The sequence below is a fragment of the Bacillus sp. CCB-MMP212 genome, from assembly GCF_022748145.1.
GTDB lineage: Bacteria > Bacillota > Bacilli > Bacillales > Bacillaceae_G > Bacillus_A > Bacillus_A cereus.
The window spans coordinates 279,000-294,846 of record NZ_JALDQE010000001.1 but is presented as its reverse complement, the minus strand read 5'-3'; the positions used below and the strand labels follow the sequence as shown (position 1 = coordinate 294,846).

Here is a 15,847-nt window from a genome sequence, read left to right as displayed (position 1 = left end):
TATTGAGGGGGATTAAATCTTTGAAGTGGATTTTTCATGAGAGAGTTGTGTAATAAAAAATACACCTTTTTCAATAGCGGTTTCAATGTAACCGACAATTTGATTAAACGTAAACACCTGTAAGTCTTCATGCAAATGTTGCTCAGGATACAACATATCTTCAAAAAGATACTTTCGAAAAGCTAAAACGTTTTCTTTAGAAACCTCTTCAATATCCACAATGTGAGCCTCTTGATTGAGAAGAGAGAAGAGCTGTTGTTCTTGATCGTAATGATGAAGCAACTTTGCATTTAACAGTTTAAAATCGTTATAGTACAGGGGTGCGATGGTTTCGTCATTCTCTATTCTATTTTTTAGCCATGGTAGAAAAAAGCCACTTAGCCAATTATCATCGGCAATGAGGTGGGTATAATAGCCTAAAATAAAGGGGGAATCTATATGTGCTTCGTATTTATGAAAGAATGAATCATAATCTATTCTTCTCGTATAGTTCTTCGTTGTACCAGCGTAAAAGTGTGAAGTTCCTTTTTCTTCTGCTGAATGAACCGCATCAGGGGCTACCCCTCCAAGTAAGAAAGAAGTTTTATCTTGAATACATAGTTTCTCAGCAATACCGTTAGCGATAATAACATGCATAATTCGTGATCCCATGAATGCCACCTCTGTTTCAAGTATTCATTTCAGGAAGAAGACTGAACAGTTAGTATTACTTTCCCTGTACTTTTTCTACTTTCGACCCATTCATGTGCTTTCCCTGCATCTTGAAGGGGAAAAGATTTTGTAGCTTTCATTTGCAAACTTCCGTCACGCAAATAACGGAAAACTTCATTTGCCGTTTCTTGGAGTAGTTCAGGACGTTTTTTCCGTGTAGTGCCAAAGCTAAAGCCTAGTATAGAGCGGCAACTTGCGTGTAAATCTTTCGTTTTGAAATTGCCAATTTTACCGCTTGCATTACCGAAATGAACGAGGCGACCGTAATAAGCTAGGCAGTTTAAACTTCTTTCAGAGACAGTTCCAGAAATAGAGTCCAAAATTATATTCACTCCTTCTCCGTTTGTCAGCTCATTGACTTTCTCTACAAAATCTTCATCTTGATGACAAATAACATAATCAGCTCCAGCATCTAAAGCGATTTCTTTTTTCGTTTCACTTCCGACAGTACCGATAACTGTTCCAGCCCCTAATCGTTTTGCAAGTTGAATCGCGGTAGTACCAATTCCGCCAGCAGCTGCATGAATCAGCACGGATTCATTTTGTTGAAGCCTTGCAACATTCACGAGTAAATTATAGCTTGTGAAAGATACGATCGGACAAGCAGCTGCGGTTTGAAAGTCGACTTCATGGGGTAAAACGAAAGTGAGATTTTCATTTGAAACAACGTACTCTGCGTAAGATCCATTTTGAGGAAAAGCAATGACACGCTGTCCAGGTTGAATATTTTTCACATGAGAACCGACGCGTTCTACAATACCAGTGGCATCTATACCTGGAATAAAAGGTAGTGCTTTATTTCCTTTTTTGCCATAACGTGATTTAATATCAGCGAAATTTACACTAGTAGCAACAACGCGAATTAAAACTTGATCTTCTGAAATAGCTGGTATATCCAAATCTGTATATTTCATCACTTCAGGACCACCGAACGACGTTACAACGATAGCTTTCATCATATATCCTCCTAAATTTGACTATATAAATCATTTTAAATCTTTATCAGAAATTGGAAAATTATATAATAGTTATGTGTGGTTATAAGTGAAGCTTATGAACTCATTGGATCATAATATTAATTTATATAAAAAATTTTTTCGGAAAAATCGAACGAAATATGAATTACTTGCCAATATATAGTGTAAGACAAAGGAGGGCTGGAATATGAAGGCTGAAATAGATTACGCACATTTAATTCGATTAACTTTATCAGGAAATAAAGAAGCGTATAGCGAATTGTATGATGTAACGATTCAAGAAGTATATAAAACAGCACATTTTTTAATTGAAGATAAAACGGATGTAGATGATGTCGTTCAAGAAGTATACATACAGCTATATGAATCGCTTCGTAAATATGATAGCGAGAAGCCATTTCGCCCTTGGCTAATTGGGCTTGCGATTAAACAAATTCATTCTTATAGAAGAAAGAGGTGGATGCGACTACGAATTATGAAAAAAGCAGAAGAGCAAAGAAAGCCAGTGCAAATTGATTTTTCTAACGATGTTGTAAGTAAAATATCAAACCAAAAACTAATCGAACTCATTCATAAATTACCGTATAAATTGAAACAAGTTATTATCTTAAGATACTTATACGAATATTCACAAGAAGAAGTAGCACAAATATTACATATTCCAATTGGTACAGTGAAGTCTAGAATTCATGCGGCATTAAAGAAACTACGTCAAAAAGAGCAAGTAGAAGAAATCTTTTTAGGAGAGGTAGGGAATGTGAAATGAGTTTAGATTGTAGAGTTAGAGAATCTATACGAGAAGAAGCGAAGGGGATTGTTGCCCCGCCGGAGTTAAAAGAAAAAGTAATTGTTCAAATCAAAATGAATCGCGGGGGAAATAAGGTGAAGAAACGTCTTATCGCCGGAGTGCTTGCAGCAGCATTTTTAATCCCTACGACCGGTTTTACATATCAATCTATTATGGCGGATGGTATATACGGATCATTTGAGAATTTAAAAAAACACGCCGGAGCGATGACGTTAGAAGCGTATATGCGTTTTAATGCAAAGTTATCAGAAGCGAAAGATGAAATGGGCACGAAGGAATATGAGGAGTTTACAAAAGAACTAAAAAAATTAACAAATGCAAAGCTTGCGTACGGAGATTCGAATGGTAATATAGATTATGATCAATTATCACCAGCTAAAAAAGAGGAATTGAAAAAGGTAGTAATGGAGCTTCATCCGTATTTTGATAAATTAAATGGCCATAAATCTAGTAAAGAAGTATTAACGCAAGAAGAGTTTGATCGCTATATGGAAGCTTTAATGACACATGAAATAGTACGAGTGAAGACAAAATCAACTGGTGCAATAAAAATAGAAGAAGTACCTGAGGCGTACAAAGAAAGATTTATTAAAGCGGAGCAGTTTATGGAGTATGTAGATGAAAAGGTGAGATAAGTAAAAAAGCTCAAAGCTTTAGCTTTGAGCTTTCTTTATTAAAAGAAAATAGAGCATTCAATTATATTTTTTCATCGTTGCATTGTCCTTTTGTATAAAACAATCTAAAAGGGAATAACCAGCTATTAAACTAATTATCGTAACAAAAGTTGTATTTATAAGAATAACATTAGCTAAATAAGGTAGGTATTCGCCAAGTGGTGAAAAGAGTAGTGCAGGGGAAAAGGAAATTAATATTGTAGGCACTGTAATAGCGATAAACTTATCCGGTTGAAAGCTCCAGTTTTGTTTACTCGTTTCGCGATTAACAGATTGAAGGAATCGTAATAAAATACCAACTATAAGAGGGAAGAGTGTAAAGTAGAATAATCTTGGATAAACGTTAAAGTTCACTTGAGCGTCTGTATCTAAATAAAATTGAATTTTCACTCCGACAAATAATAATAAGACGATAAATAATGTGAAGCAGAGGTATAGCATCAATTTTTGCATTATATTCCACCATCCTTTACTCAAAATATATTCAAAAAAAGAAGAGATATACAATAACTACTGTTGTATATCTCTTCTTTTACTGTTAGTTAATAGTGGAGTTTGCTTTTTCTTGCTTCGTGAAATAATCAATAATGCCCATTGCGCTAATTTCTATATCTAGATGTAAAATATTATAAACGGAATGATCTGATGGAACGTTTAACTTTGTAAGATGAGAAGAGATTTTATCCATTAACAAAGTTTGTAAAGCTTTAGTTACTTCATCGAAATCATTATACTTTTCAAAGACTTCCTTACCAGTATGAACGAAAATAGGTAGCCAATATTCCAGTTGCTTATATACTTCTGTAACATGAGAGGATGCGCCGTAATGACCGAAATAAATAGTATCTACATTCATACTTTGAATGTGATTTTTAGAAGTAATCATCGCATCTGGTTGGAATTGTGAAGGGGACGTTGATGGTAGATATAACTCTACATCAACGTCTGCGAGTTCTCTATAATAAATTCCAATTGTATCGCCAGTAAAAATCCCGTTTGTTAATGAATCATGAATGCTAATATGGTGCTTCGCATGTCCTGGTGTATCATAAAATGTAAGGGTGCGGTCTTTTGCAATTTTTAACGTATCACCATGTTGTACAATATGAACACGTTCTTCTTCAATTGGAAGAATTGGATCAAAGAGTTTATCGAAATCTTCTTTGTAGACAGCTTTTGCACCTAAAATAAGTTTTGTTGGATCAATCATATGACGAGCACCACGAGAATGCACATATAACGTAGCATTTGGGCACTTTTCCATCATTAAACCAGCTGCGCCAGCGTGATCTAAATGCACATGTGTAACGATAATGTTTTTAACATCGTTTAAATCAATATGTAATTGTTGTAAGCCTTCTAAAATATACGGAAGAGAAGGGGCTGCACAAGTTTCAATTAAAGTAATATCGTCACCTAATAAAACGTACGTACCTGTTCGTTCATTATGCTGTAAATCGAAATCATCAATAAGATATAGGTGAGAAGATAATTGCTCTACTTTTTTCATAGTTACCACTCCTTATATACTGCATGTTTTTATTATACGCTAAAATAGAAAAAAGGCAGAAAACGAAGCTCGTCTTCTGCCTTTTTGTAATACTATTATTTCGTTTGTTGTTTATTAATAGACATAATGAACAGTCCAACAATCCCGCCAACTAATGGAAGCATAATCTCTCCTGCTAAATTAAAGTAGGAGCTTAAGAATAAACCATTTACATCGATTACCCAGCCAGTAACATACAATAACATCATATATAGTACGAAATAAAACTCGCGATTTGAAATCGTTTCATGTTGTGCAGTTTTCATAATGAACACCATCCTTTTCTTTTATAATGGAATATAAACTGTCACATTTTGTTCACATTTCAATTGTAAAACTTTCCATCATAAAAGTCTAGTAGTTTGTGTCGAATTTTCGAACAGAAATAAAGCGTTATCATTACAACTTATAAGTACGTAATAAGAGCTGTATATTCACGAATGTAGTATAGTATAAACATAGAATGATAGTGAAGAGAGGGGCAAAGACAATGACAGTTTATGATTTTTCAGCTAAAACAATTACAGGTGAAGAAAAATCGTTAAAAGATTACGAAGGAAAAGCACTTCTTATTGTCAATGTAGCTAGCAAATGTGGTTTCACACCACAATATAAAGGATTACAAGAGGTATATGATAAATATAAAGACCAAGGACTCGAAATACTCGGATTTCCTTGTAACCAATTCGGGGGACAAGAACCAGGTACAGAAGCGGACATTACTAGTTTTTGTGAATTAAACTACGGTGTAAACTTCCCGATGTTTGCAAAGGTTGATGTGAAAGGTGATAAGGCTCACCCTCTATATACATACATGACAGAACAAGCACCAGGTTTACTTGGTATGAAAGCAGTGAAATGGAATTTTACGAAGTTTTTAATCGGAAAAGACGGGAAAGTAGTAGGGCGTTTTGCTCCGCAGACGAAGCCGGTAGATTTAGAGGTTGAGATTGAGAAGGTGCTTGGGGAATAAGTAGGAGTTTCACTTTATTAAAAAACGTCTCAAAGAACAATGTAGTTCTTTGAGACGTTTTCTTTAAACTCAAATTTTCAAGATTAAATAACTGTATCAAAGCCATCTGATTTAGGTGGAGAAGCTGTTTTTTTCATAAGTACTTCCCATAAGTGTACGGATTTCTTCCATTCTACCGTAGCCTGCCCCTGTTGATACATAGCGTTCTCATAACTGGCAGTAAGTTGTTGCATATCGGTCGAGTTGTAAAGTGTATCGATATGGAGAGCGTATTCTCGGAATGTTTGACTTTCACCCCGTGGTATGCCAATTCTCGCAAATTGTTTTAAAAGTGCACCGTAAGCTTTTTGATAAACAGCATCATCTTTTCGGTATTTATAGAAATGAATAATAAGAAATGTCATCCATTTCATTCTAGTGGTGAAGAGAATGTATCCTATAATACTAATTAGTATCGTAGAGAGGAATACGTACCACCAAGAAAAACTAGTTTTAGAATTTGTGACCTTTTTAGTAGAAGCTTCTTCTGTATTTTCAATTAAACTTTTAAGTTTTGCTTCATTATTTCGTTGTTGTATTTGCTCGTTATTAGAATTATTTGCTTCGCTATTTTGTGAAATAGGAGCAGGCGTATTATTTATAAAATTATAGGGATTAGTAAATCCTTTTGTCGGTTCGAATGGAATCCATCCGTATTCTGGGAAATATACTTCGACCCAAGAGTGTGCGTTATCGTTCGTGATTGTATAAACATCCTCACCTTCTGCAGAGGCAAGTGTATTGTCAAGAGTTCCTTCTGTATAGCCTTTCACCCAGCGAGCTGGAATCCCGGCAGAACGAAGTAGTACAATCATAGACGTCGAAAAATTATTACAGTAGCCGCTTTTTGTATCGAAAAGGAATTGATCTACATAATCTTGGCTTTTGGCAGGGAATGAGACATTCGTTGATTCGTATGTAAAAGAGTTGTCTGTGAAGTAATTTTCAATAGCTAATACTTTATCATATCGGTTGTCTTTATCATTTGTAAGATTGATAGCCAAGTCTTTTACGCGCTGTGGTAATGACTCGGGAAGTTGTGTGTACTTTGTCATAAAATAAGGATTTGTTTCTTGACCTTCATTTGTTTTTACAGCTTTCAAGTTTTTTATGGAAAACTCAGGGATCTCATATGTTAATTTATACGAATGTAAAGTAGTAGAAGAGTCTCCATTCATTGTATAAATTTTTTCTGAAAACGGGTCAACACTGTATGATACATCAGAAGAAGCTTCAACTGTTACTAATCCTGCTGGATAGGTAAGGTGAGGGTAACTTTTTTGCATGGTAATTGTTGCCTCAGTAGTTTCCGTTTTTGTATTTTGTTCATACCAGCTTACGACGTCGTTTTTATTTTTAAAAGAAACCTTTTTCGGATTTTCAGAAATTTCCCAGCCTTTTCCTGTATAAAAATCTTTTGTTTCTACTCTCCAATATTGTTTGTTTTGCGCTTGTGCTGTGAAAACAATTGTAGGATCCGCCTTAAAAGGACCACCTAATCGCGAGTCATCTAAACCATACCCAATTGTAGAAACTTTTTGTTCTTTACTTGCTTCAGATGTGTTGAATTTTAAAAAATCCATTGAGTTTGGCCATTGAGGGCCAAATTTTGGAGCAAAGTATGCGATGGTTGCTAATAATGCAATAAATATTGTAAGTGGTCTAAGTAATTTTGAGATTTCCCTAGCATAATTTTGTAAGTGTTCACGTTCTTTTATTCGTTCTACTTGAAGAAGACTAAGCATAAAAAAGCCGATGACAACAGTACGAATAATAGCGTAGTTTGCATTGTATAAATGTAAGTTATGAAAAGTTGCGATATAAATAATAGTCAATACAAGAAATAGAAACCCACGTTTTTTATGAATAATCCAAAATGAAGTAAAAGAACTCAAAAACCAAAATGAGAGAAAAAATAAAACCGTCGGAAAAACTGGAGAAATATCTAGTAAATTCCCTTGGAAAAACAGGGAGGAATTTCGAAACATATCAGAAAAGAATGCTGTTAGCCAAGATGGATTTATAAAAGCATTTTTATAATATAGGGAATGAATGATAAATAGGACTGTGACAATTTTTATTGGAATCTGCCACCTCGTTTGAAAAAAAGAGAGAGCGAAGCAAATTCCTATAAATGTTACGAAAATATCTAATCTACCTACATTTGTAATACCTATAAGAGGTCTTAGCCATTCTAGTAAAAGAAGAAATACACATGCATGCATAAAGAATCTGTTCGTATCCCACTTGTATTTTGTTTGTAATGTTATCATTTGCTCACCTCAAAAAACACGTTTGTATACCGGTTTTCATAAACCGTGTTTACAAATATTTGTCGTTTTTTTAGAGTTTCTATTATACTGATTTCTCGGTGTGAAAGTTGATTCGCTTTTTCTTTCACGACAAAAACCATACATTTTCTATTTCTTATAGCAGCACAATCAGCCGCCTTTTGAATATCGGGAGAAAGATTACTGGTCACGAGTATAACCGTGACGGGCTCATAAATTTTTCTTAGTTCCATGTCTACACTCTGGGAGAGCGGGAATACACTGTCTGCTTGCACTTTTGCTAAATGACAAAGGATTTGTTGTAACTGCGTATCTCCATTGTCTAAAGGGAAAATAGTTTGTTCTTTTCCGATAGACACGAATGATGCTGGTAAATTTTGTTTCAAGACAGTCCTTACGATAGAGGCAGTAAATGTGACGACTGATTCGAATAGAGGAGACTCGGTTCTGTCTATGAATATCATGACATTATGGCTGCGCTGTTGTTCAAACTCTTTTGTCATAATAGTGTTTGTTCGTGCAGTTGCTTTCCAATCAATCCATGAAAAGCGATCACCAGGTTTATAGTCTCTGACACCGACAGAGATTGTAGAGTCTTTTGCTGAATTTATATTTGCTGAAAGCGCTCCTTGTTCGAAATGATTTTCCAATTGTCGATATGCTATATCTACATACTGGGGATAGACTAAAAATGTATCTGGAACTGAAAAAGTTACTTCTTTCTCTATCATGCCGAATAAATCGCCAGTTTTTACACGAACGCTTGAAAAAGTGTGCTCGCCTCTAGAGATTGTGTCAATAACATATTGAAACGAAATATTTCGTTTCAATCCTGGGAAGAGTACTACCTTATTCATCTTTGTTTGTTTACAACTTATAAATTGTGGTGGCAGTTCATCTTCTATAACTAAATAAAGTAAGGGAAAAGGAAATTTTCTTTTTATTGTAATCGTGCTTATAAATTGTTCTCCTACTACATATCCATTTTGGTTTGTTATTCGTCTTACTTCAGCGTCCCGTAAAGCGTAAAAGGGGAGTAGTAGTGAATAAAGAGCAATGGGAATTGTGCTGTAAAACAAAAACCAACTTACAAACCCTCCTTGAAACATAGCGTACACAAATGTTAAGACTAGACATAAAGGGAGTAGCAATAACTTCGTAACGTGATATAGCGCTCGCAGTATTCGTTTCATCAAGGGTTCATCGTCCTTTGAGTCGGCACAGTAGTTCGTGCAACGATTTTTGCGATAACTTGTTCTCCAGTTATTCCTTCAAATTTTGCTTCCATTTTTAAAATGAGTCTATGTGCTAAAACGTAAGGAGCTAAAAATTTAACATCGTCTGGAATAACATAATTTCTGCCATGGATAAATGCATAAGCTTGTGAAGCTTTCATTAAAGCAATTGAGCCACGTGGACTTGCACCTAGCTGTATAGAACTGTACGTACGAGTCTGATTAACAAGTTTTACAATGTAATGCTTAATTGCTTTGTCCATACTTACTACCCGTACGCTTTGTTGTAAATAAATTAATTCTTCTATTGTAGTAATGGTCTGTAATTGAGAGAGTGGATTTGTTTTTTCCATCCGGTTTAAAATTTCAAATTCTTCTTCTGGTGTAGGATATCCCATTTTTAGTTTCAATAAGAAACGATCGAGCTGAGCTTCTGGTAGAGAATATGTTCCTTCATATTCGACCGGATTTTGTGTAGCCATGACAAAGAACGGCTTTGGTAAAGGCCTTGTAATGCCATCGATTGTAATATTGCCTTCTTCCATACATTCAAGTAAAGCAGATTGTGTCTTTGGAGATGTACGATTAATTTCATCAGCAAGTACAAAATTCCCCATAATTGGTCCAGGCTTGAACTCAAATTGGAGCTCTTTCGGATTATAAATAGAAACTCCTGTTACATCTGACGGCAATAAATCAGGTGTAAATTGAATTCGCTTATAATCAGCATCAATGGATTTAGAAAGAGCACGTACTAGCATTGTTTTCCCGACACCAGGAACATCTTCTAATAGCACATGACCGTCAGCTAAGAGAGCTGTCAAAGCTAAGATCGTTTCTTTTCGTTTTCCGACCATTATTTTTTCAATATTATTGATTATTTTTTCTACAGTGGGATGTAATGAATCAAGCTGGGGCATCGTAATCCTCCTAATGTTATTATCGTTTTCTAATCTATTTAGTGGACATATTTCTAATTCTATTTGTAGATAGTAAAACTTTTACCTTAAATTCTGAGAATATTCAGATTATTTATTTCGATTACATCTAGTATAATTGTTTCCGTAACTAAGGGCAATACAGTAAATAATGATTTGTAGTTTTATGTAAAATCAGACTCGATATAAAATAATAACATTGGGAAAAAATTTTTTACATACAATTTATACTCTTTTCCTTATGGCAGTTTTGAAATAATATCAAAACTCTTTTTCTTTTGCAAAATAGTCGATACCTCAAAATACCATTCTCCTAATAATTAAGATTAACCATAATCTTCACAACGGAACACAAGATTTTCTCACAAACTTATTTTCTACTGAATTTTTGACAATCTCTTGAACTGTGCGAAATGTCACATCTGTATTTTACAACCTCTCTTATAGTAAGGGTATGTAAGAGAGACGTATTAAAGGAGTGAACAGTATGAAGAAAAAAACTTCAGCACTAATGAGACGTTTAAAATATTTTTCACCAATAGATCGTTATAACGATAATCATACACAAGAAACATATGAAGATCGCGAATGGGAAAATGTGTACAGAAAGCGTTGGCAGCATGATAAAGTAATTCGTTCTACACACGGCGTGAACTGTACTGGTTCATGTAGCTGGAATATATATGTGAAAGATGGAATTGTGACGTGGGAAGGGCAGGAGCTTAACTATCCAACGACAGGTCCTGATATGCCAGATTTTGAACCGCGAGGATGCCCACGTGGAGCAAGTTTTTCTTGGTACATTTATAGTCCACTTCGTGTGAAATATCCGTATGTACGTGGTGTTCTTTGGAGTATGTGGCAAGATGAACTACAAAATAACGAGTCACCACTAGATGCTTGGAAAAGTATTGTGGAAAACCCTGAAAAAGCACGTAAGTATAAGCAGGCGCGTGGTAAAGGTGGATTTATTCGTGCGAATTGGGATGAAGTATTACAACTCGTTTCAGCTTCTCTACTTTATACAGTAATTAAATACGGGCCAGATCGAAATGTTGGCTTTTCACCAATTCCAGCTATGTCGATGTTAAGTCATGCTGCTGGTAGTCGTTTTATGCAACTTATGGGTGGGCCGATGCTTAGTTTCTATGATTGGTACGCAGATTTACCACCAGCTTCTCCGCAAATTTGGGGCGATCAAACAGATGTACCAGAAAGTAGTGACTGGTATAACTCTGGTTACATTATGACATGGGGTTCAAATGTACCGATGACGAGAACACCAGATGCTCACTTTTTAGCAGAGGTTCGATATAAAGGAACGAAAGTCGTTTCTGTCAGTCCTGACTTCGCTGAATCTACAAAGTTTGCGGATGATTGGATTAGTGTGAAACAAGGTACAGATGGTGCACTTGCGATGGCAATGGGGCATGTGATCTTACAAGAATTTTACGTAGATAATCAAGTGGAATATTTCACAAAGTATGCGAAGCAATATACTGATTTTCCTTTCTTTGTCACATTGAAACAAAAAGGAGATCAATTCGTTGCTGATCGTTTCTTAAACGCTGCTGATATTGGACGCGAAACGAAGTTAGGAGAATGGAAACCTGTTCTTTGGAACGAGAACACGAATGATTTTGCAACACCTCAAGGCACAATGGGCTCACGTTGGGATAACGAAAAGAAATGGAACTTGCGTTTAGAAGATGAAGAAACAGGTGAAAAGATTGATCCACGTCTTTCTTTACTTGGAATGGAAGAAACGATTGGAACGGTACAAATTCCGTACTTCTCTGATGATGGAAACAAAGTATTAGAACGTACAATTCCAGTGAAAAAGGTTATGACAGAAGAAGGCGAAGTGTTCGTTACAACTGTATACGACTTAACGTTAGCAAATTACGGGGTGAACCGAGGGTTTGGCGGACAAGAGCCGAAAGACTTCAATGATGATGTACCGTTTACACCTGCATGGCAAGAGAAAATGACAGGGGTGAAACGAGAACTAATTATTCAAATCGCTCGTGAGTTCGCACAAAATGCCGCTGATACAAATGGTCGCTCGATGATTATTGTTGGAGCTGGTATTAACCATTGGTTTAATTCTGATACGATTTATCGCGCAGTTTTAAATCTTGTTCTTCTAGTTGGGGCACAAGGAGTAAACGGCGGGGGATGGGCGCATTATGTTGGTCAAGAAAAGTTACGACCTGCAGAAGGATGGCAAACAATCGCGATGGCAAAAGATTGGCAAGGGCCACCAAAATTACAAAATGGTACGTCTTTCTTCTATTTCGTAACAGATCAATGGCGCTATGAAGATACACCTGTTGGACATTTAGCATCACCAATTGAAGGTAACTCACGTTATCAACATCACGGTGATTACAATGTATTAGCAGCACGACTCGGCTGGTTACCTTCTTATCCAACATTCGAGAAAAATGGAATTAAATTATATAAAGAAGCTGTTGCTGCTGGTGCAACAACGCAAGAAGAAATCGGAAAATATGTTGCACAAAAATTAAAAGAAAAAGAACTGAAATTTGCGATTGAAGATCCTGATAATAAAAACAACTTCCCGCGCAACTTATTCGTGTGGCGTGCGAATTTAATTTCAAGTTCTGGTAAAGGGCATGAATATTTCTTAAAACATTTATTAGATACAACAAACGGATTAATGAATGACGATAGTGATTCATTACGACCAGAAGAAATTAAGTGGCATGAAGAAGCACCAGAAGGGAAGCTTGATTTACTCATTAATTTAGATTTCCGTATGGCTGGAACAGCGCTGTATTCTGATATCGTCTTACCTGCTTCAACTTGGTACGAAAAACATGATTTAAGTAGTACAGATATGCATCCATTTGTGCATCCATTTAATCCAGCAATCGGTTCACCGTGGGAAGCACGCTCTGACTGGGATATTTTCACTTCACTCTCTAAAGCTGTGTCAGATTTAGCGAAGAAAATAGATCTTGAACCAATGAAAGAAGTTGTTGCAACACCACTTCTTCATGATACACCGCAAGAATTAGCGCAACCACTTGGCAAGATTAAAGATTGGAGTAAAGGTGAATGTGAACCAATCCCGGGTAAAACGATGCCACAAATTCATGTTGTTGAAAGGGATTATAAAACGATTTATGACAAAATGACAGCACTTGGACCAAATGCCGGAAAACAACCGATTGGTACGAAAGGGATCTCTTGGTCAGCAGAAAAAGAGTATGAGCAATTAAAGAGCAAATTAGGAGTTGTTCGAACGGATACTATTGCGAAAGGTTGCCCAGACATAAAAGAAGCAATCAATGCTGCTGAAGCGGTATTAACGCTTTCTTCTACAACAAACGGTCATATGGCAGTAAAAGCATGGGAAGCACTTGAAAAACAAACAGATCTAAAATTACGTGATTTAGCAGAAGAACGTGAAGAAGAATGCTTTACATTCGAACAAATTACAGCACAACCGAAAACAGTAATTACTTCTCCGGCCTTTACAGGTTCAGAAAAAGGTGGACGACGTTACTCACCGTTTACAACAAATGTGGAACGTCTTATTCCTTGGAGAACGATAACTGGTCGACAATCTTTCTACTTAGACCATGACATGATGAAAGAATTTGGTGAAACGATGGCAACATTTAAACCAATTCTGCAACATAAACCGTTCCGTAAGTCACGCCCTGAAGTAGAAGGGAAAGAGATTACACTAAACTATTTAACACCGCATAATAAGTGGTCGATTCATAGTATGTATTTCGATTCATTACCGATGTTAACGCTGTTTAGAGGTGGTCCAACTGTTTGGATGAATAAAGAGGACGCTGCAGAAGCTGGCGTTGCTGATAATGATTGGATCGAGTGCTTTAACCGTAACGGTGTTGTCGTAGCGCGTGCTGTTGTAACGCACCGTATACCGAGGGGAATGGCATTTATGCACCATGCGCAAGATCGCCACATTAACGTGCCTGGTACGAAATTAACAAGCACCCGTGGGGGAACGCATAATAGTCCAACCCGTATCCATGTTAAACCAACACATATGATTGGTGGATATGGCCAATTAAGCTATGGATTTAACTATTATGGTCCGACTGGGAACCAGCGTGATTTAAATGTTGTAATCCGTAAACTGAAGGAGGTAGATTGGCTTGAAGATTAAAGCGCAAGTCGGAATGGTAATGAACCTAGATAAATGCATCGGCTGTCATACTTGTAGCGTAACGTGCAAAAACACCTGGACAAATCGTCCAGGTGCGGAATATATGTACTTCAATAACGTAGAAACGAAGCCTGGAATTGGTTATCCGAAACAATGGGAAGATCAGGAGAAATATAAAGGCGGCTGGGAATTGAAAAATGGTGAAATTCAGCTGAAATCTGGTTCGAAAATGAAACGTCTTATGAACATTTTCCACAATCCAGATCAACCAACAATTGATGATTACTTTGAACCTTGGAATTATGATTATGAAACATTAACAAATAGCCCGCAGCGTAAGCATCAACCAGTTGCTCGTCCGAAATCAGCAATTACAGGCGAATTTATCGACAAAATTGAATGGGGTCCGAACTGGGAAGATGATTTAGCTGGTGGACATATAACAGGATTACAAGATCCGAACGTAAAGAAAATGGAAGAAGAAATTAAAACAGATTTTGAAAACGTCTTTATGATGTATTTACCACGCATATGTGAACATTGTATGAATCCGTCTTGCGTATCATCTTGTCCATCTGGTGCGATGTATAAACGTGAAGAAGACGGCATTGTTCTTGTAGATCAAAATGCATGTCGTGCTTGGAGGTTCTGCGTATCATCTTGTCCATATAAAAAAGTGTATTTTAACTGGCAAACGAATAAAGCTGAAAAATGTACAATGTGTTTCCCACGTATTGAGGCTGGTATGCCAACAATTTGTTCAGAAACATGTGTGGGACGTATCAGGTATATTGGGGTAATGCTATATGACGCTGACAAAGTAAAAGAAGCAGCTTCTGTTGAAGACGAAAAAGATTTATATGAATCTCAGCTTACTGTTTTCCTAGATCCAAATGATCCAGAAGTAGCAGCTGAAGCGAAAAAACAAGGCATTCCTGAAGAATGGATTAAAGCAGCACAAGAGTCACCAATCTATAAAATGATTATCGATTGGAAAATTGCTCTGCCTCTTCATCCAGAGTACCGTACAATGCCGATGGTTTGGTATATTCCGCCGCTTAGCCCAATTATGAATATGGTGGAAGGGAAAGGCAGTAACTGGCAAGCAGAAGAGATTTTCCCTGCTATCGATAATATGCGTATTCCAATTCAATATTTAGCGAATTTACTCACTGCAGGAGATGAATCACACATTCGTCTTACATTGAAGAAAATGGCTGTTATGCGAACGCATATGAGAGCGCTGCAAATTAATAAAGAGCCAAATGAAGCTGTATTAAAAGAACTTGGTTTAACGAAACAGGATGTAGAAGATATGTATCGTCTTCTTGCTATTGCGAAATATAAAGATCGCTTCGTCATTCCGGGCACTCACCGTGAACAAGTGGCAGATTTATATAGCGAACAAGGAAGCTGTGGTTTAGCATTCGCAGGTGGTCCAGGCTCTTGTATGACAATTTCTTAAATAAAGGGGGCGGAAA

General features: G+C 36.5%; 13 protein-coding genes. 5 read left to right on the top strand and 8 right to left on the bottom strand.

Going from position 1 to position 15,847, the window contains the following annotated elements; all coding sequences use genetic code 11:
- Nucleotides 1-12 precede the first annotated feature (12 nt).
- Both MRP26_RS01450 and MRP26_RS01445 read right to left on the bottom strand, forming a co-directional pair.
- Nucleotides 13-651, bottom strand: a complete 639-nt coding sequence (locus MRP26_RS01450) for a hypothetical protein (protein ID WP_053564665.1) — start codon at nucleotides 649-651, stop codon at nucleotides 13-15.
- Between the two features lie 29 nt (nucleotides 652-680).
- On the bottom strand, nucleotides 681-1,667 hold the full coding sequence (locus MRP26_RS01445; protein WP_000644636.1) for a quinone oxidoreductase family protein: 987 nt from the start codon (nucleotides 1,665-1,667) through the stop codon (nucleotides 681-683).
- A gap of 208 nt (nucleotides 1,668-1,875) precedes the next feature.
- Between MRP26_RS01445 and MRP26_RS01440 the strand changes: the two genes are divergently transcribed.
- Nucleotides 1,876-2,454 carry a sigma-70 family RNA polymerase sigma factor gene (locus MRP26_RS01440; RefSeq protein ID WP_000642664.1) on the top strand — a complete coding sequence of 193 codons (579 nt, stop codon included), beginning with the start codon at nucleotides 1,876-1,878 and terminating at the stop codon, nucleotides 2,452-2,454.
- Entirely contained in the window at nucleotides 2,451-3,131 is a 681-nt protein-coding gene (locus MRP26_RS01435; RefSeq protein WP_075717269.1) for a DUF3600 domain-containing protein, read from the top strand. The genes MRP26_RS01440 and MRP26_RS01435 overlap by 4 nt, the downstream gene beginning before the upstream one ends.
- A gap of 57 nt (nucleotides 3,132-3,188) precedes the next feature.
- Here the strand turns inward: MRP26_RS01435 and MRP26_RS01430 are convergent, their stop codons facing one another.
- The 3 genes from MRP26_RS01430 to MRP26_RS01420 all read right to left on the bottom strand — a co-directional run bounded on the left by MRP26_RS01430 (nucleotide 3,189) and on the right by MRP26_RS01420 (nucleotide 4,985).
- Nucleotides 3,189-3,623, bottom strand: coding sequence for a hypothetical protein (locus MRP26_RS01430; protein ID WP_016081891.1), 435 nt, complete (start codon nucleotides 3,621-3,623; stop codon nucleotides 3,189-3,191).
- Between the two features lie 85 nt (nucleotides 3,624-3,708).
- On the bottom strand, nucleotides 3,709-4,680 hold the full coding sequence (locus MRP26_RS01425) for an MBL fold metallo-hydrolase (RefSeq protein ID WP_242805878.1): 972 nt from the start codon (nucleotides 4,678-4,680) through the stop codon (nucleotides 3,709-3,711).
- A gap of 95 nt (nucleotides 4,681-4,775) precedes the next feature.
- Entirely contained in the window at nucleotides 4,776-4,985 is a 210-nt protein-coding gene (locus MRP26_RS01420; protein ID WP_000844984.1) for a DUF3925 domain-containing protein, read from the bottom strand.
- A 224-nt stretch (nucleotides 4,986-5,209) separates the two neighbouring features.
- Here MRP26_RS01420 and bsaA point away from each other — a divergent pair, with 224 nt between their 5' ends.
- Nucleotides 5,210-5,692, top strand: a complete 483-nt coding sequence (gene bsaA, locus MRP26_RS01415; RefSeq protein ID WP_000219434.1) for a glutathione peroxidase — start codon at nucleotides 5,210-5,212, stop codon at nucleotides 5,690-5,692.
- A gap of 83 nt (nucleotides 5,693-5,775) precedes the next feature.
- Here the strand turns inward: bsaA and MRP26_RS01410 are convergent, their stop codons facing one another.
- Genes MRP26_RS01410 through MRP26_RS01400 form a run of 3 tightly spaced genes read right to left on the bottom strand, consistent with a single transcriptional unit; the run spans nucleotide 5,776 to nucleotide 10,177 of the window.
- A complete protein-coding gene (locus tag MRP26_RS01410) occupies nucleotides 5,776-8,004 on the bottom strand; it encodes a transglutaminase TgpA family protein (protein ID WP_242805877.1) in 2,229 nt (742 codons plus the stop codon).
- Nucleotides 8,001-9,215: a DUF58 domain-containing protein gene (locus MRP26_RS01405; RefSeq protein ID WP_069355480.1), complete on the bottom strand. Its 1,215-nt coding sequence runs from the start codon at nucleotides 9,213-9,215 to the stop codon at nucleotides 8,001-8,003. Before MRP26_RS01405 ends, MRP26_RS01410 begins: the two co-directional genes overlap by 4 nt.
- Nucleotides 9,215-10,177, bottom strand: coding sequence for an AAA family ATPase (locus MRP26_RS01400; protein WP_001135799.1), 963 nt, complete (start codon nucleotides 10,175-10,177; stop codon nucleotides 9,215-9,217). The genes MRP26_RS01405 and MRP26_RS01400 overlap by 1 nt, the downstream gene beginning before the upstream one ends.
- A gap of 505 nt (nucleotides 10,178-10,682) precedes the next feature.
- Here MRP26_RS01400 and MRP26_RS01395 point away from each other — a divergent pair.
- Both MRP26_RS01395 and narH read left to right on the top strand, forming a co-directional pair.
- Nucleotides 10,683-14,366, top strand: coding sequence for a nitrate reductase subunit alpha (locus MRP26_RS01395; RefSeq protein ID WP_242805876.1), 3,684 nt, complete (start codon nucleotides 10,683-10,685; stop codon nucleotides 14,364-14,366).
- Entirely contained in the window at nucleotides 14,356-15,831 is a 1,476-nt protein-coding gene (narH, locus tag MRP26_RS01390) for a nitrate reductase subunit beta (protein ID WP_016512952.1), read from the top strand. Before MRP26_RS01395 ends, narH begins: the two co-directional genes overlap by 11 nt.
- Nucleotides 15,832-15,847: the final 16 nt, after the last annotated feature.